Annotated in this window: 26 protein-coding genes and 1 tRNA gene; all 27 read left to right on the forward strand. The window is 35.2% G+C overall.

The window, feature by feature from the left end:
* Positions 1-11 precede the first annotated feature (11 nt).
* A complete protein-coding gene (locus D1B17_RS03840; RefSeq protein WP_120142947.1) occupies positions 12-212 on the forward strand; it encodes a hypothetical protein in 201 nt (66 codons plus the stop codon).
* Between the two features lie 163 nt (positions 213-375).
* On the forward strand, positions 376-630 hold the full coding sequence (locus tag D1B17_RS03845) for a hypothetical protein (protein ID WP_120142946.1): 255 nt from the start codon (positions 376-378) through the stop codon (positions 628-630).
* A 15-nt stretch (positions 631-645) separates the two neighbouring features.
* The gene (locus tag D1B17_RS03850; protein ID WP_137432098.1) at positions 646-843 is read left to right on the forward strand and encodes a hypothetical protein; all 198 of its coding nucleotides are present in this window, start codon (positions 646-648) and stop codon (positions 841-843) included.
* Positions 844-874: 31 nt separating this feature from the next.
* Entirely contained in the window at positions 875-1219 is a 345-nt protein-coding gene (locus D1B17_RS03855; protein ID WP_120142945.1) for a hypothetical protein, read from the forward strand.
* Complete coding sequence (locus D1B17_RS03860) at positions 1198-1677, forward strand: siphovirus Gp157 family protein (protein WP_120142944.1); 480 nt, start codon at positions 1198-1200, stop codon at positions 1675-1677. The genes D1B17_RS03855 and D1B17_RS03860 overlap by 22 nt, the downstream gene beginning before the upstream one ends.
* Before the next feature lie 82 nt (positions 1678-1759).
* Positions 1760-3052, forward strand: coding sequence for a DEAD/DEAH box helicase (locus D1B17_RS03865; protein ID WP_240704453.1), 1293 nt, complete (start codon positions 1760-1762; stop codon positions 3050-3052).
* A complete protein-coding gene (locus D1B17_RS03870) occupies positions 3049-3813 on the forward strand; it encodes an AAA family ATPase (protein ID WP_120142942.1) in 765 nt (254 codons plus the stop codon). Before D1B17_RS03865 ends, D1B17_RS03870 begins: the two co-directional genes overlap by 4 nt.
* A 2-nt stretch (positions 3814-3815) precedes the next feature.
* A complete protein-coding gene (locus D1B17_RS03875) occupies positions 3816-4322 on the forward strand; it encodes a DUF669 domain-containing protein (RefSeq protein WP_120142941.1) in 507 nt (168 codons plus the stop codon).
* Positions 4323-4391: 69 nt separating this feature from the next.
* Entirely contained in the window at positions 4392-5189 is a 798-nt protein-coding gene (locus D1B17_RS03880; RefSeq protein ID WP_120142940.1) for a bifunctional DNA primase/polymerase, read from the forward strand.
* Positions 5186-6445, forward strand: coding sequence for a virulence-associated E family protein (locus D1B17_RS03885; RefSeq protein ID WP_120142939.1), 1260 nt, complete (start codon positions 5186-5188; stop codon positions 6443-6445). The genes D1B17_RS03880 and D1B17_RS03885 overlap by 4 nt, the downstream gene beginning before the upstream one ends.
* Before the next feature lie 240 nt (positions 6446-6685).
* Positions 6686-7024 carry a VRR-NUC domain-containing protein gene (locus D1B17_RS03890; protein ID WP_120142938.1) on the forward strand — a complete coding sequence of 113 codons (339 nt, stop codon included), beginning with the start codon at positions 6686-6688 and terminating at the stop codon, positions 7022-7024.
* A 65-nt stretch (positions 7025-7089) separates the two neighbouring features.
* Positions 7090-7557 carry a hypothetical protein gene (locus D1B17_RS03895; protein ID WP_120142937.1) on the forward strand — a complete coding sequence of 156 codons (468 nt, stop codon included), beginning with the start codon at positions 7090-7092 and terminating at the stop codon, positions 7555-7557.
* On the forward strand, positions 7554-7979 hold the full coding sequence (locus D1B17_RS03900) for a hypothetical protein (protein ID WP_120142936.1): 426 nt from the start codon (positions 7554-7556) through the stop codon (positions 7977-7979). Before D1B17_RS03895 ends, D1B17_RS03900 begins: the two co-directional genes overlap by 4 nt.
* Positions 7980-7982: 3 nt before the next feature.
* Positions 7983-8447: a hypothetical protein gene (locus tag D1B17_RS03905; RefSeq protein WP_120142935.1), complete on the forward strand. Its 465-nt coding sequence runs from the start codon at positions 7983-7985 to the stop codon at positions 8445-8447.
* A gap of 12 nt (positions 8448-8459) precedes the next feature.
* Complete coding sequence (locus D1B17_RS03910) at positions 8460-8939, forward strand: DUF1642 domain-containing protein (protein ID WP_120142934.1); 480 nt, start codon at positions 8460-8462, stop codon at positions 8937-8939.
* A complete protein-coding gene (locus D1B17_RS03915; RefSeq protein WP_120142667.1) occupies positions 8932-9309 on the forward strand; it encodes a hypothetical protein in 378 nt (125 codons plus the stop codon). Before D1B17_RS03910 ends, D1B17_RS03915 begins: the two co-directional genes overlap by 8 nt.
* Positions 9302-9523 carry a hypothetical protein gene (locus tag D1B17_RS03920; protein WP_120142666.1) on the forward strand — a complete coding sequence of 74 codons (222 nt, stop codon included), beginning with the start codon at positions 9302-9304 and terminating at the stop codon, positions 9521-9523. The genes D1B17_RS03915 and D1B17_RS03920 overlap by 8 nt, the downstream gene beginning before the upstream one ends.
* Before the next feature lie 11 nt (positions 9524-9534).
* Positions 9535-9729, forward strand: coding sequence for a hypothetical protein (locus D1B17_RS03925; protein WP_120142665.1), 195 nt, complete (start codon positions 9535-9537; stop codon positions 9727-9729).
* A gap of 83 nt (positions 9730-9812) precedes the next feature.
* Positions 9813-10265, forward strand: a complete 453-nt coding sequence (locus tag D1B17_RS03930; RefSeq protein WP_120142664.1) for an ArpU family phage packaging/lysis transcriptional regulator — start codon at positions 9813-9815, stop codon at positions 10263-10265.
* A 698-nt stretch (positions 10266-10963) separates the two neighbouring features.
* Positions 10964-11040 (forward strand) — tRNA-Ala (locus D1B17_RS12545).
* A 130-nt stretch (positions 11041-11170) separates the two neighbouring features.
* On the forward strand, positions 11171-11605 hold the full coding sequence (locus tag D1B17_RS03935; protein WP_166806611.1) for an HNH endonuclease: 435 nt from the start codon (positions 11171-11173) through the stop codon (positions 11603-11605).
* A 96-nt stretch (positions 11606-11701) separates the two neighbouring features.
* Positions 11702-12190, forward strand: coding sequence for a phage terminase small subunit P27 family (locus D1B17_RS03940; protein WP_120142932.1), 489 nt, complete (start codon positions 11702-11704; stop codon positions 12188-12190).
* Between the two features lie 3 nt (positions 12191-12193).
* A complete protein-coding gene (locus D1B17_RS03945) occupies positions 12194-14068 on the forward strand; it encodes a terminase large subunit (RefSeq protein ID WP_120142931.1) in 1875 nt (624 codons plus the stop codon).
* A 235-nt stretch (positions 14069-14303) separates the two neighbouring features.
* On the forward strand, positions 14304-14438 hold the full coding sequence (locus D1B17_RS12840; protein ID WP_276606951.1) for a hypothetical protein: 135 nt from the start codon (positions 14304-14306) through the stop codon (positions 14436-14438).
* 32 nt (positions 14439-14470) lie between these two features.
* Positions 14471-15505, forward strand: a complete 1035-nt coding sequence (locus tag D1B17_RS03955) for a phage portal protein (protein ID WP_120142930.1) — start codon at positions 14471-14473, stop codon at positions 15503-15505.
* Entirely contained in the window at positions 15471-16094 is a 624-nt protein-coding gene (locus D1B17_RS03960) for an HK97 family phage prohead protease (RefSeq protein ID WP_166806612.1), read from the forward strand. The genes D1B17_RS03955 and D1B17_RS03960 overlap by 35 nt, the downstream gene beginning before the upstream one ends.
* Positions 16063-17298, forward strand: coding sequence for a phage major capsid protein (locus tag D1B17_RS03965; RefSeq protein WP_120142928.1), 1236 nt, complete (start codon positions 16063-16065; stop codon positions 17296-17298). Before D1B17_RS03960 ends, D1B17_RS03965 begins: the two co-directional genes overlap by 32 nt.
* Position 17299 lies beyond the last annotated feature (1 nt).

Below are 17299 nucleotides of genomic sequence, written 5' to 3' on the forward strand. Positions count from 1 at the left end.
GTGAGACAACTATGGCCAAACAAAAAAATGTTAGTCCACTGGAAGATGGACCAACATTAATAAACTGTGGAAGATATAAGGCTTATGAAATTGTCGGTAAATATGGCATCAAAGCTGAATTACCAGACAACTATAAAGCTATTATTCTTCCGAACCATATGAAGAAAATGAAGAAAGATGAGATTTTGAATAAAATTCAAAACATTCTTTAAATGTTTCAATTGCCGGATATTCAGCACCAGCAAGTTCCAGGCAATTAAGGAGGTGAGTATGTGGATGACATAAAAATAGTACCAGACAGTGAATACAGTCCCATAGGCGACTGTGAACCATATGATCAATACATTGACGATAAATTAACAGGAGATGAACCACATGGTTATTAATAAAGACGTAGTAGCAATCAATGAGGCACTTGATCGATTTAGTAAGGCTAGTGAATCAGTTGGTTATGCTGATGGTTCGATTGCTGAAGTAATGAGTGAACGTGACAATGCTAATAATCTAGACGATAAAGAAGCGTATTCAAATATGATTGAACGTACAGACGCCATGAAAGCAATGATCAAAGACGACCAGGCTAAAGCACGAGAAGACGTTATACGTGCTTTTGCACATTATTACTCATAAAAGGGAGGAGAGAGTGTGTTAACCATCAGCGAACGGATCAATAGAATCATGATTGCCTCAATTCATTATCGGAATCGTCAGTTACTGTTTCGACTGTGCATGTCAGAACACAATCGCAATAAATACATTGATTCAGCTAATGAATTGGAAGCACAAAAAAAGTCGCTACTGACGGCAATCAGCAACGACACTACTACTAATACTATTAATTAACAGAGAAATTATACCACAGAAGGAGTACGAAATGGCTAAAAATAAGGATTTAAAGGTTGATTTAAACGTCGACACGCGTGATTTAGAAATTGAACTTTTAAAGATGCAAAACAGTGTTCTTAAAACGCAATTAGACACACAAAAATTCATTAACAGCCAGAATGTTACTAACTGGTCACAACGAACAGTTAAGCAATCTAGAGAAGAATTTCTAAATCGAGTTGCCACTGCTTTCAAGGAAACCTATGGATATCCAATCGAGTCCATGCAATTGAGCGTTAGAACAGAACGTGGCACGGATATTAATACTGAAAAGACTTTCTTCGTTGAAATTAATACTCGGGAGACTGAACAATGGCAACACTATACGAATTAACAGGTAGCTACCACCAACTACTTGAACTTGCAGAAGATGTAGACCCTACCGCATTCAACGACACTATGGATTCAATTAAAGACGCTATTGATGATAAAGCTGTTGGTTATGCAAAGGTCGATAGGGAGCTTGATAAGGACGAAAAAGCACTACGTGAGGAATCACAACGTCTATCGGCACGTGCTAAGGCTATCAATAACAACCGCCGTATCTTAAAGCAGAACTTACAAGATGCGATGGAAACCACAGGCAAAACTAAGATCAAGACTAAGGAATTCACTATCTATATTCAGAACAATCCGGCATCGGTCAAAATTCCAGATGAAGGTAAAATTCCAGCTTATCTCACTAAGAAAACTATCGTTCCTGATAAAACTCGTATCAAAGAATTATTAAAGGAAGGAAAAGATGTGCCTGGTGCCGAATTAAGTGTCAGTTCATCTTTACGGATTAGATAGGGATTGTATAAATTGAGAGATTACCAATTAGATGAATTACAAAAAATCTATAACTCATTTGATCATGGACATCGTTCAATAATTGTACAATCTCCTCCCTAGAACTGGAAAGACGGTTTTAATGGCTGAGATTGCTAAACGAGCGACTAATAAGGGTAATCGAATATTGTTCGTTGTTCATCGTAAAGAAATTGTTGACCAGGTTGTTAGAACTTTTAAACAGCAAGGTGTGGATATGTCCCTGGCAAAAATTGGAATGGTCCAAACAATTACTAGGCGTGTGGATAAACTCAAAGAACCGTCAATTATATTTGTCGATGAGGCACATCATGTTCTAGCTAAGAGCTACAGACGGATATTGGATAAATTCCCGAATGCGTTAAAACTACTATTTACAGCCACGCCTTACAGATTGAATGGCGAAGGATTTGAGAGTGTCGCTGACGATTTAATCCTGGGCAATTCAATCAAGCAATTAATCAAAGATGGATTCCTGGCACCTGTCGATTACTACGCACCAGTTCAATTAGATGTTTCACAACTTAAAACTAAGAGAAACGGTGAGTTTGATGAAAAATCTATTGAGGAAGCATTCAAACCTAAGGTTTATGGCAATGCCGTTAAAACTTTCAAGAAGTTAGCAGGCAATAAACAGGCTATTGCATACACATACAACGTGGCAAGTGCTGAACGACTGGCAAATGAATTAAACACCAATGGAATAGTAGCAAGAGCAGTAAGTGGTAATACACCAAAAGACAAGCGAGATTCGATTATTAACGATTATCGGGATGGAAAGATTCAAGTAGTAACCAATGCTGAATTATTTACGGAAGGTTTGGATTTACCGAATGTTGATGTAGTAATTATGCTACGTCCCACACAATCGTTATCGCTGTTTCTTCAATTCGCCATGAGGTGCATGAATCCGAGAAAAGGTAAGACAGCAATCATTATTGATCACGTTGGAAATGTTAACCGTTTCGGATTGCCAACACAGGCACATCACTGGACACTGGAAGGAAATAAAAAAGAAAAGTCTAGTCAATCAAGGGATGAAATAAAGCCTGTTACAACGTGTCCAAAGTGCTTCGCTACATTCTATCGCAAAGGTGATAAATGCCCGTTCTGTTGGGCAGAATTGACCGAAGAAAGAGTTCTGGAAGTAGTAGAAGACGCCAAGCTTGAAAAGGTCAAAGAAGAACGGCTACGTAAAGCCAAATTAATAATGGAAGATAACGTTATTAATAATGTGGCTGACAAGCGGCCAAATGAATTAAATAACTATGAAGAAATTAAAGCATTTGGCAAGCTTAATCATTACAAACCAGGTTGGGTTTACTTTTATGCAAAGAAAAGAGGATTTATTAAATGAGTATTTTACCAGAGAATAAGCCACACAAACCAATTGATACTCCCCATAATTTCTTTATTTATGGAGCTACCATGTCTGGAAAGAGTTACTTAGCTGAAAGGTTTCCGAGTCCATTATTTCTAAATACAGATGGTAATTCATTGGCTCAATCCGCACCAGCCATTCAAATTAGAAATGTTAAAAACGCTAATGGGCGGGGATTAAAACAAAGTGTTATTAATCAACTAGATGAAATTATAAGAGCATTACAGAACGAAAATCATTCATATAAAACGGTAGTTGTCGATGTTATTGATGATGTCTGTGTGATGTTAGAACAAGCAATATGTGCAGGAGAAGGGGTTCAAACACTTGCTGATATTGGCTATGGAAAAGGCTTTTCAATGTTCAATACAGTTCTTCAAGAACTAGTAATGGATTTAAAGGCATTGCCACTAAATGTGGTGTATATCAGCCGTGCGGTAACTGAGGGAGAAGGTATTCAAGCACACGAAGTACCTAGCCTTAGAACTAAGTATTACAACATTGTAAATGGAAATGCTGACCTAGTAATTTACACACAGCGAATTGGAAAACGCTATATCCGCAAGGTTACTGATAGACGAAAGGAATACATTCGTGAACAAATTAATGATTCTAAAATTTTACATATTTTAGATAATATTCCAGGAGTTTACGACAAGCCTGTCAAAACTTCAATTGAAGAACAAAAAAAAATTATTAAAGAACAAGAAGACAAACAAACTGAGGGAGATAAATAAATATGAGTTTACTAGATGCAAAGAACAATGCTTTAAAAGGATTTGATCCAAAGAAGGACGATCCAAATGCAATGGATCAAATTCCATCTGGAAAATATAAAGTTATTTTTAAAGGACTTGAACACAAAGCATCGGCTAAAGGCTGGGAACATTTAATGATTACGGTTCAAGTTTTAGAAGGAGAACACGCTGGAAAGATGGACTTTAATAGATTTTCACTTGAATCACCAACACCCGATAACATCGTCTCTGCCAGTATTAAATTGATTGCTAAATTAGCAGTGGCTTTGGGGATTACTTTAAAAGATGAAGATTGGACTGACTATGATACTTTGGCTGCCGCTTTCATTGATGGCAAAGGACAAGCAGTCGAAATGGAATTAAGTGTTCGTGAGAATAAGAAAAAACCTGATTTTCCTTATAAGACATACAATTTCAGTGGCATTCCTAATGATCCATTCAATTCAAACAATGCACCAGAAGTTGATGATTCAGAATTACCATTTTAATTAATAATTCAGTGCAGTAACACTTTAAATAATGCCAAATAGGGTGGAATGCCCGATAGGAGGAAGGACATGAAGAATTTAGTTAATTATGCAGTGGCTTACGCTGAAAAAGGCTTGAGCGTCCTTCCTATGTTTGATAAACAGCCATTAATAAAGTTTGCAGATAAACCAGCCTTAACACCTGATGAAGTTCGAAAAGTATGGGAAAAATTTCCATACGCACAGATTGCAATTAGAACAGTAAATATATTTGTAATCGATATTGATACTAAAGAAGCACATGGTCATGACGGTTTTAGGTCAATTGATGAGTATGCACATAAGGATTTGTTGATACCAACACTTGAACAGGAAACTGCTTCAGGTGGTAGACAGATGATTTACTTCAAACGTTCGGATATGGATATGACTCAACACATTGGTTGGATGCCAGGTGTTGACGTTAAAGCTCATGTTAATAATTATTTCATGATTGCACCAAGCGAGCGAAAAGGTAAGCAATACAAATGGCTTAACCATAACCCAATAGTCACTCCTAGCAAGGAATTAATTGAATTAATTAGTAAAAAAACGATTAGTCAGTCTTCATATAATCACAGCAATTATAAATTTAGTGATGAGAAGACAGCCACATCTGAATTGTTTGAATCAATTGTAAATGGATTGGGCGAAACAGGTGGCAGAAACAATGCCTTAGCAAGTTTTGTGGGTGGACTATTGTTCCGTAACGTTGAGGTTAAAACAGCCTATGAACTGGCTAAACAAGCTAATAATAATACACCCAAGTCTTTACCATCTAATGAGTTTGAAAAAACTTTCGAGTCAATGGTTAAAAAAGAAATCAGAAGGAGAGGAGGAAACAAATGAGTTTAGAAGAATCAATGAATATTCTTTCAGAAATGCAAAAAAAAGATAAGCCTAAAAAAATAGTTAATATGCCTATTCCATTTGAATTGAATGCAAAAGATGCTATAAAGACTAACAGCTTAAAAAATATCGGGTTAATTCTTGAAAGAGATCCAATGTTAAAGAATGTTTTTGCATTTAATGATTTCACTCATGAAATAGGAGTTGTTAAAGATATTCCTGATTTAAATATAAAAAAAGGTCAAATGTTAGATGATTATGATCCAGCAATTCTAAGGTATGTTGAAGATAAATATGGCGTATTTTTTAATAGAAATTTACTTCAAATGGCAGTTACTAATGATGCACGAAAGAGAGAATATAATCCGGTTACAGATTACTTTGATTTTGTGTATATGAATTGGGACGGTAAAAAACGTGTAGCTGACTTTCTACCCACATTTCTAGGAGCTGAAAAATCAGATATAACAACACTTATAACCAAATTGTTTTTTACAGGAGCTGTTTCTAAAGCTTATGAACCTGATACTAAGTTTGACTTTGTATTAGACCTAGTAGGAGGACAAGGAGCTGGTAAAACAACGTTCTTAATCAAAATGGCTAAAGATTGGTATACAGATCAGTTCTCAGACTTCAAGGATAAGGATAGTTACTCAGTAATGCTCAGAAATTTAATCGTTAATGATGATGAAATGACGGCAACTAATAATAGTAGCTTTGAGAGTTTGAAGAAATTCGTATCAGCACAAGAGTTAGAATTTAGACCACCTTATGGAAAGAAGTCAATTAGATATGATAAGAACTTTGTTTTAGCTAGGACAACTAATGAAATGACTTATTTAAAGGATAGAACTGGTGAACGGAGATTTTTACCTATCAAAGTAGATAGTAGTAAACAGCTTATGAGTCCGTTTACAGACTTAACTGATGAGGTTATTGATCAAATGTGGGGAGAATTTACAAGTTATTATCAACATAGTTTTAGTTTTGGCCTTACTAAAGAACAAGAAAATTTATTAACTGAACATCGTGAAGACTTCATGTATATAGATGAAGTAGAAACGAAAATTGATGAATGCTTAAATGATTGGCCAGATGATTTTATTAGTAGCAGTCAAGTAGCTAAATATTTAGGTGAAGAAAACTTAGTTAAAAATAGAAGATTAGCAAAGAAGATTAAATACGTAATGGATAACAAATTTGGATGGACATACGTAAAAAATCCAAAACGAGGATATAGAAAGGACACTAAATAGACACTAATAGGCACTAAAAATAGACTTAGTGCCTAGTCTCTACCCTTAGAGCTTCAAGGCTTATATAAATAATAAGGCACTAAAGGCACTAATAAGTAGTATAGGTTATATATATTTATATATTAGGTATATATATAGGGGATAAGAAAAATTAGTGCCTAATGCCTAAATGAGACCTAACCCCTTGAAAGAGTAAGAAAAGTTAACGCCTAGCTTAGTGCCTAGTAGTGCCTGGTAATTATGAATAAATCAGAACAACAAATTCAAAATGATATCCGTGTTGCTGTGAGTTTAGATCATTGCAAAGTATTTAGAGCCAACGTTGGTAGTATTCGATTACCAAACGGTAAGTTTTTTCAAACAGGATTACCAAATGGCTATCCGGATTTACACGGATATAAAATTTCAAACGGTAAGATATTTTACCTTGAAGTTAAAACACCAACAGGTAGACCACGACCAGACCAGATACAGTTTCATAATCAATTGATGTCTGATCATATTATTCACGGTATAGCACGCAGTCCAGAAGATGCATTGAAAATAATAGATGAGGAGCTGGTTGGATATGGATTTTAACCGCCGACCAGCTTAACAAACCAACACATTACAAATATACATCATGACATATAGAGGAGAAAATTATGAGTAAAAGACAATTAAGCATTAAATATAAGGATTTAGTAGATTACGTAAATGAACAGAAGCCCGAAAAAACACTAGTCAAAATTTTAGATGATTCAACTAGACAAGCAAAAGACTGTTATAACCCAGGCAGTAAGTTATGGAGAATTCTTGAAGAGCTTTATACAACTTGTTTATCTGACAACGAAATCATTGATCTAGTTGAAACGATTATTGATATCTATAACAGTAATTACGAACTTGAAGAGACTAAACATTATTGGAAATTAAATATGTTTGGAATCGGCGGTAATAAATTGTATGCTTTCAAATTCTATTTACCTGACCGTACAGTTGGTATTGTTTCAGAAGATGATGTCTTAACTGCTGGTAAATTTACTAGGAATGAATTGACTGAAATGTTAGCTAATACAGATACAAATCTTACTATTGATAATTTTGACCCCGTGGAGGATTTAGACGAATGAAAAGACAACTAGAAAGTAAATATAAAAAGATAGTAGATTGCATCAATAATGCTAAGCAAAATGATAATTATTTGGGACAAATTCTTAGAGACTATTTAGATGGATTCGGAAGTCTGGGAAATATGTTTACAGAGCTGGACCTCGGAGATACATGGTCGTCTGACGATACTGTAATTCCAATTATTACAGATATTTATTTCGATAATTACGAGTTACAGCAACCTAAACATATGTACAGACTGGCTGATATCGATTCAGACAAAGGAGCTATCTATTTAACGCTTAAGGATGACTACTATACATTGCAAGTATGGTCTTATTCCACTAACAAATATCAAGAATTAACAGATAAACAATTTCAAGAATTCCTAAGCCAACATACTAAATTTACAGCCGACATGTTCGAAAAAATGGAGGTGTAAAACATGGTTTCAATAGTTCCAATTGTATGTGATATTGAATCAGATTATGGCAGCGTTAAAAATGCTGATTTGTTTGATAAACGATTAGTTGAAATTCGTAAACGATTCAATCACGGTATTGATCCAATTGTTAAGTCAGAGCTAGGAATTGATATTGAAGTAGCACAACGCTTGCTTGATTCAAAAATGACTAAATCTAAAGTAGCTGAAATGCTTGGAATCAAAGAATATCAATTAAATAGATACATCATTAATGGATATCTCACATATGAAAATCACAGAGGGAAATCAACAGCTAAGAAATCAAGATTCCAACTTTACAAAAACGGCGACTATGTTGTTTCAGGCACATATTCAGAAATTTCGGAAACGACTGGAATTTCAGCCAATTCTCTAAGATACTACCGTTCAAATAAATATAAGCAAAGACATCACACGGTTAGATATCGAATGGTGCCAATCAAATAGGAGTAAACAACTATGGGTTCAGAAGAATTTGCAGAAGCTTGGATATTTTATTCAAAAAAAGAGGAGAACAAAGACATGACAGAAAAACGAGTATTAAACGGTTACAGCAAGGACGTACAAGTAGATTTTAAGAAATTAAGTGAGGACTATGATTTTCCACTATATGAAATTATGGAAGACTCATTTAGACATTTACCAGCTTTACAGAATTTAATAGATGTAATTCAAGATGAAGATGATGACAAAAGATTACTTCAAGATATTGCTGATTACATTAATGGCAAAGCTAAGTTTTCTGAACAAAAATATTATATTAAAATGCCTAAAGTAAATTATCCCTATCTTATACGAGATATGGGCGGCAAATTTGATCACGCTCAATCACCTGATATATTAGGCAGTGGTGAAAATAGCTTTACTGAACAAGAAATCAAAGCTATCGATTCAAGATATATGGTATTCGCTGTGCCAGTGGAGGCAGACGATGAATAAAGAAAAAGTAATAGGCATTTCAAATAGACTAAACAGCATCGTAGATGAAGCTAACAGACATCCTAATGGTAATCCGGGGCATATTACATGGAGTAAGGCGGTTTATGCAATTGAATGTCTATCTAAAGAAGTTAATTCAAAGCCTGTTATGCCTGAAGTTTTTGATGACTTTGCAAAGAAGTTTGATTTAACGATTCAACAAGGCGAACAAAGTTTAGATGAAGCATTAAACGAAATTTATATGATGTATATGCATGGCGGTAGTAAGTTCAATGATTTAGAAGACTATATGAGAAGTCATGGAGATGAAGAATTTTACACCAAGTGTGTCGATGCACTAGTAAATGGTTATGAGGTGGAGCATGGCTAAATGGGTAACGGTACGTATTAATCACGAGACAGGAACTACATTGGAAACCTTAAAGATAAATCGAATTAAAGGGATGTATACATCTTCAATAATAATGAATATCAATTACTTCATAGCGTATGATGGTATGTTTGGATATCAAGCTTTGGAAACTACTAAGGCTGATTATAAATTGTTAACAAGAATTTTAGAGCTACCAGAATTAAACGTTTGAGAGGAAATTAAATGATAATTGATGAATTTGCAAGAAAGACCGCCGAAATACAAGAACTTTTAATGAATAATGATAAGTGCTTGTTAGAAGAGAATAAGCAATTGAAGGAACGAATTAGTAAGCAAGAACTTAATTGGAAGTTAGTTGAAGGTATTGGTTATGGGATTATTGTAAGTACAATTTTTATTAACAATTTGGATAATTAGACAACAAAAAAGCCACCCACAAATGTGAGCAGCTAATTAATTGGTTCCAGCAAATCAATTATATCACTACGGGGGCTGTATTAATGGGATTATTTCCAGAACTAGACGAAGATCAAACAATTAAAAACGTTAAATACTATTTTGAACACGAGTTTCCAAGGTTAAAGGTTCGCTCACATATGAATATTGCTTCTATACAGTCGCCCAGTTTTGATACAGTTGGAACTTCAGGAACGACTAGAAATACGCAAGAAGACAAAATTATGGGGCAATTGTGGGCAACAGATTTGGTTAAGGCTACTTATAAAATGGTAGAGCGTATGCCAGATGGACCAGATAACCATTATTTTAAAACAATTATAAAATATTGCTTTTTGTATGGAAAAGGTAATACCGTGGCTTTAGAACAGACCGGGTATGAATCATCGAGATATTTCGAATGTAAAAGAATGGCTATGTTGTATTTCGCCGATTCATTCAGCGATTATTATGACATGGAAGTAAATGTTATGAAAAATGAAAATAGTGGAGTTTGAGTGGACAAAGTCCGTAGGACATTCGGAGTGATTCTGAGTAATATTGGTATCGTAGAAAAGATTAGATATGCGGTTACTCTACCGTTTAAAAGGAGCTCATTTGTTAGAAGAGTTATGATAACGCTCTTCATTTCGTGAGAACGCGTGGGCGAGTTAATAAAGACCAATTTTAGATAGACGTTCCTTCCCAGGACTTAATATTATTTTACATGCTACTTCGATTAACTTCAGGTTCAACTCCTGGTTCTCACATTGGCCGGCGGAAAACGGCCATAAAATATAAAGGAAAGCCTCGTTTTTCCTTTTTGTAAATAACATATAGTATATGAATACGGTAGCGACACTAATTCATATACAACAGTAGCTAGTGGCGCAAAGGGTAACGTAGTCCAGCTCTCTTAAAAGCAGAGTTCTAGATAATATCTTTGAAGGGTATTATCACGGATAGGTTTTGATTAGTTTATAAATCCCGGGAAACTATTCAAGGAAATCCTGGTGCAAGGTTCGATTCCTTGCCTAGCTATATATGATTATGAAAACAGCCTTTTGGTAATGATCATAGTCATTAATGGTATTAACATAGGCCTAGCCTGGTGAATACTTAATTATATTAGCCGTGAAACTTACGCCGACTATTCGTACGTTGGCTGACATCGTGATGATGAGGGGGCAGACGTGTTACCGTTAAGGCTAATCGTAGTGTGATAGTTCACTAAACTGAACGGTTCTCTAAGCAGGACGGGTAAGGACGTGGGTTCGAATCCCACTCACACTATATCAATTAGATCAGTCAACTATGGCTGGTCTTTTTATTTTGGAGGAAAGCGATTATGTTCGTTAGAAGATGTAAGCATAGTGGCTGTCATAACTTAGTGAGTGGTAACAGTCCATTCTGTAGCAAACACATGGCAGACCTATCAGCATATGAAGAACGTATAGCGAAGCAACGTTCACATATCAAGAGACATCAGCAAGAGTACAATGCTACTGCTCGTGCTGCTAATGATGAACGCAAGCAACGTGACGGCTTCTATCATTCAATAGAATGGAAGCACATCCGATTGTCTGTACTTGAGCGTGACAACTACGTTTGCCAATACTGCTATCGCTTTGGCATTGTGAGACCAGCCAATACAGTTGATCATATCGTACCAGGTCAAGTAGCACCGGAGCTTATCCGAGACACTTCTAACTTAGCTACAATCTGCCGTGAATGTCACAGGCGTAAGACAGATTGGGAACATAAGTTCTACCACACAGGATACAAAAATAATAATCAAAAAATACAAAAAGATATTTTATTAAAAGGCATTTCAGAATTGCCGAACTTTTCAAAATAGACCCCCGCCTACTGTCTCTAGGGAGACAGCTCGCATAGTGGGCATGAGCTTTAAAAAAAGTCCGAAAATTAAACTTTTAACGTAGGAGGTGAGAGTATGAACCCAAGAAACGCAGGTAGAAAGCCTAATTTAGCTGTTGTAGACCCACGACATCCAGAACAAAAGGCACGTCAAACTGCCGTCAAACAAGCTAGAAAGAAGCTTAAAAAGCTACCTAGTAGAGCACCAAGCTATTTAATGCCAGAAGCTAAGAAATTGTGGAAGACATTAGTGCCACAGCTTGAATCAGTCGGATTAGTTAGCGTTTTAGATCAAACTAATCTCGAATTATTCTGCACACAGTATGCCATGTACTTAGATGCAGTTAATAGTATTTCAGAACATGGTCAAGTTTACATGGATGAGAATGGAAATCTCAAAAAGAACCCAGCCGTTGGTATTATTGATAATTGTTCTAAAACTTTACGCTCATTAGGTATGACTTTGGGAATTGATTTTAACTCTCACTCTCAACGTATTGGTGTAAGTGGAAATGATTCCAACGATATTGATATTCAAAAAGAATTGAAGAAGTTTGGAGGCTAGTTGATGGACTTATCAAAAATAAAACGTAGTCAACGACCACTTGAACTTTTAAAAGAGTACCGTTCAAGAAACTTCAGTGACATTAAAGAAAAATACAAAGATGAAGGTACAAAATATGCTTTTAAAGTTTTAGATTTAGAAGTTATCTCTGGTTACAATATGAAACTTGCAGCATACAGACAATTGAGGGACCTTCAATGTGTCGAAGACTCAACTTATAACTATCCTTATTACTATGATGTTGAAAAGTGTCAACAAGTTTTAAACTTTGCAGATATTTGTCCAAACGTTGATACAGGAGAGCCGGTGCCTTTAATGGATTGGCAAAACTTTATACTTTGCTTAATGTTTGGCTGGCGAGAAATTAAAACAGGAAATAAACGTTATGGTTCAGTTATTATTTCTGTTGCTCGTGGACAAGGGAAAACTTATTTAATGTCTATTATTGCTTGCTATTCTTATCTAATCGAAACTATGGGACTGGATAATCAAGATCTCATGGTTACTTCAAACATCACTGATCAAGCAAGAAAAATCTATGGCTATATTTCAACCATGATGAACAAAATCATTGATAAGAATGTCGTATTTAATGAAGTAAAGAATAAAACCGATTTAGATGTTCAATACAATAAGGTAATTCAGCGTAAAACTAATAATAGATTGTTACAGCTATCGGCAGAGAGTGGTAAGTTTGATTCTTACCACTTTTTGTTTGCCGTCTATGATGAAGCTGGAGAAACTAATCACTCTGTTGTTACTAGTAAAATTACATCCGGTCAAGTTAAAGTTCCTAATTCGCAGTTCACTCAAATTTCTACTGCTTATCCCGATTCTACAGTTCCTTTTAAACAAGAGGAAGATTCCATCATTAAAATTATGGAATGTGACGAACATGAAGAGGGCGACCGTAAATTAGTTTTAATTTGGGCTCAAGATAGTGAAGATGAAATGAATGATCCTGAAACTTGGGCTAAAAGTAATCCTTTACTATTACTGCCAAGCGAACATGATAATTTGATGTCAGGCTTGAAACAGGAGCTTGATGATAAGCGCTTGTCGGGTGAAGAGTTTAGATTTGCTAATAAGAATTTAAATCTATGGCTAGACTACAAGACTAATTCATATATTGATTTAGATGATTGGGAAGCTACTACTTCTACTACTGATTTTGATATTAAAGGTAAAGACGTATATATCGGCTTTGATGCCAGTCTTACATCCGATAACACTTCACTAACGTTCATCTTTCCTTATAAAGAGAACGGCATGGAACGGTACCATATCATGCAGCATTCTTTTATTCCATGGAAGTTAATGGGTTCCATTTCAGCAAAGGAAAAATCAGATGGTATTGAGTATCGTAAGTTTGCCGAACTAGGCTATTGCACAATTACTAATAATGAACGTGGACTTATTAATTTAGATCAAGTCTACACGTGGCTTATGACATTCGTAGAGAAAAATAAATTAAATGTATTGTTCTTTGGTTATGATGCTTTAAGAACCAACAATTTCACTCAAGCATTAAACGACAAGACAGACTGGAACATTATGCCTATTAAACAAACATCATATGTTTTAACTGAATCAATTAAATACATTCAGGATAGTTTCTTCCACAGAAATATTTCTCATGAAGACGATGAAATTATGAAGAAAGCATTAATGAATGCTGAAGTTGGTGAGAACAGAGCTGGTATTGAAATTGGAAAATCTAAGCAATCATTAAAGATTGATGTGGTTGATGCTTTAATTGATGCGATGTATCAAGCAATGTATTACTTCAATGATATGCGAGACCGTGACGATCCACTCTCTCGATATTCTGATGATGATATTAAAAAATATTTGAATTCAGGTAAATTTAGTTTTTAAGGAAGGAGACCAATGGTTAAAAATCTAATAGCAAAACTCAATAGTTTTAAACACTGGCTTCTAATTAATTTAGACACAGTGCTTTTTTTATTGGCAATTTTAATTGTTGATATAAATACATACCACTTTGGAACGATGATTGGTAATTATGTTTTGGGTGCCACTTTAATAATTGTTTCATTGATTTTGAATAAGCCTACTAAGTAACCGCCTACTATAGAAAGGAGGTGAATAAATGATATTTAGATCATTAAGACCGTCTAAGGAACCTTATACAGCATTGGGCAGTGGATATACAGGATTAGGTTATTCAATTAAAGATAACAAAATTGTTTTTAATTCTGATTTGTATCTGCTAGGGATGCTTTAAAAAATTCCGATGTATTCGCAGTTGTAAATAAATTGGCAGAAGACATGGCTAGTGTACATTTCAAGACTAATAATCAATACACAAGTAAGGTTTTAACTAATCCTAGTCAATTAACTAATAGTTTTTCTTTTTGGCGCTCAATGTATGCTCAAATGTTACTTTCAGGTAATGCTTATGCATTAATCTGGGGTGATAAGTCGGGTAGAAGTGACCATTTAGAGTATTTGAGACCGTCTCAAGTAGATATTTATAAATCGGCAGATGAGACTCAACTAACCTATGATATTAATTTTCCTGATACAGAAGAACCAGATATGAAGTCAGTTCCTGCTAGTCAAATTATTCATTTAAAAGGCGTTTCATTAGACGGTGGTTTGATTGGTATTTCGCCATTACGTGCTCTATCTAAAGAAATGCAGCTTCAAGATGCTAATAAGGGCTTGGCGTTAGGAGCGATGAAGAATGGGCTAAACATTACTGGCCTTTTAAAGATCAACAAAGGCGGATTGCTTGAAGGTGAAACAAAAGACAGTGTTCGTAGAGCTTTCGAACAACAGGCGGAAAATGGACATATTGTTGTTCTTGACGATTTGGAGGATTATCAATCATTAGAAGTTAATCGTGATATTTCTAAGCTGCTCTCTTCAACAGATTGGACCAGTGAACAGATAGCTAAGGTTTATGGAGTTCCTCAGGATTACTTAGGAAGCGAATCAGAACATTCAAATATTGAAATGGTAGCCATTCAGTACGCTCAAACAATTGGTCGTTATATTCGTGGAGTTGTTTCAGAATTTAAGCAGAAATTAAATGGTGAGATTGACTACGATGTTAATGCCATTTCTGATATTGACGGGCAACAAGTTGAAAAACGTGTTAGAGGGCTTGTTACCGATAGAGTTATTGGTTATAAGACCGCTCAAAAGATTTTAATTCGTAGTAACTCTGATTTGTTGACTAAAGAGGACATCGTTTCTGGTGATGTTCCGTTTCAAGGTAGCACCATTAAATCGAAAGGAGGTGAGGATACAAATGACGAAGACAATGGAACAAAGAGCGATCAATGACAGCAATTTTAAAGTTGAAAAACGTTCAGAAGACGATGATTTTAATACACTGTCAGGATATGCAATTGTTTTTGATCAACCCAGCGAAAACTTAGGCGGATTCATTGAATACGTTGATCGTTCAGCATTAGATAATGTGGATATGAGCAACGTACAACTGCTTTATAACCATAATATGGACAATATTTTAGCACGTGCGGATAGCAGCACTTTGTCACTTTCAGTAGATGACAGAGGGCTGTTTTTTAATGCTCAAATTCCTAAAACAACGCTTGGCAATGATGTTGCTGAAAATGTTAGAAATGGTAATTTAAAAGGCTGTAGTTTTGGCTTTACCATTGATGATGATGATTGGTCTGACTTAGATGAAGATACTGCTACAAGGCATATCACACAGATTGGCGACCTATTTGAGCTATCAATAACACCAATGCCAGCGTACAAAGAAACATCAGTTTCAAACCGCTCTCTTTCAGAATTTGAGAGCAAAAAAAATAAGAAAGAAGATTCCAATCTAAATAATGAATTGGAACTTTTAAGAATGGAGACAGAATTATATGACAAAAGAAGAACTTCAAAAACAAATTAAAGAAGCTCAAGAATTTATTCGCTCTAAGGATAATCCACAAGAAGATAAGGATAAAAAGGTTAACGAAATTAAGGAACTTACTAGAAGTTTCAAACAAGCTCAAAGTCTTAATGATTTATCCGATGAATTGGGTGAACTAAAGGATGACGTTAAAGAAGATCGTTCAAAGAAATTCCCAGAACAAGGAAAAGGTAAAAAGATTAACCGTAATGAAGATCCACTGAAGGAAATGCGTTCAGCTATTAATGATTATCTACATTCTGGTGGTACAGTTCGTTCAGACAAGCTTCGATTTACAGAAGGTAAGGACAAAGATTTAATTATTCCAACAGAATTAACACGTGATGCACTAGATGGTATTAAATCTGCTGATGTTAATCCAACAATTCCTACATCAATCTCTTACATCCCTCAAGATGAAGTTAAAACTGTTGTAGATTTAGGCAGTTTTGTAAATCATAAGTCTGTCAATACTGCTACTGGTTCATATCCAATTCGTAAGAAGGCTACTGCTAAATTGAATACAGTTGCTGAATTAGAAAAGAACCCTGAACTAGCAAAACCAAATTTCACAGAAATTAGTTACAAAGTTGAAACAAGACGTGGTGCCGAACCAGTTTCACAAGAAAGTATCGATGATTCAGCTGTTGATTTGATTCCATTCTTAGTAAACGATGCTAACGAACAAAAGATTAATACAACTAATGCTGATATTGCAGCAATCTTTGAATCATTTAAACCACTAACTGTTAAGACACTTGATGATATTAAACATATTAACAACGTTGACTTGGACCAAGCATATAATCGTTCAATTGTTGCAACTGGTTCATTCTATCAATGGTTAGATACTTTAAAAGATGGAAACGGTCGTTACCTATTACAAACTGATGTTAAATCTGCTTCTGGTACATCTATTTTCGGTATTCCAGTATTTAAGATTGATGATGATCTATTTGGTGCTAAGGGTGATGCTCATGCGTTTATTGGTGATTTGAATCGTGCTATTTTCTATGCCGATCGTGCACAAATTACTGCAAGATGGGTGGATGACACTGTATATGGTCAATACCTTCAAGTTGGTACTCGTTATGACATCGTTAAGGCTGATGAAAATGCTGGTTTCTTCTTAACGGTTGATAATAAAACTGCTTCTGCTGCTGATGCTTCTAATGTTGGTACTCAGACTGCTGCTGGTAAGTAAT

The sequence above is a fragment of the Companilactobacillus zhachilii genome, assembly GCF_003606365.2.
In the GTDB taxonomy this organism is placed as follows: Bacteria; Bacillota; Bacilli; order Lactobacillales; family Lactobacillaceae; genus Companilactobacillus; species Companilactobacillus zhachilii.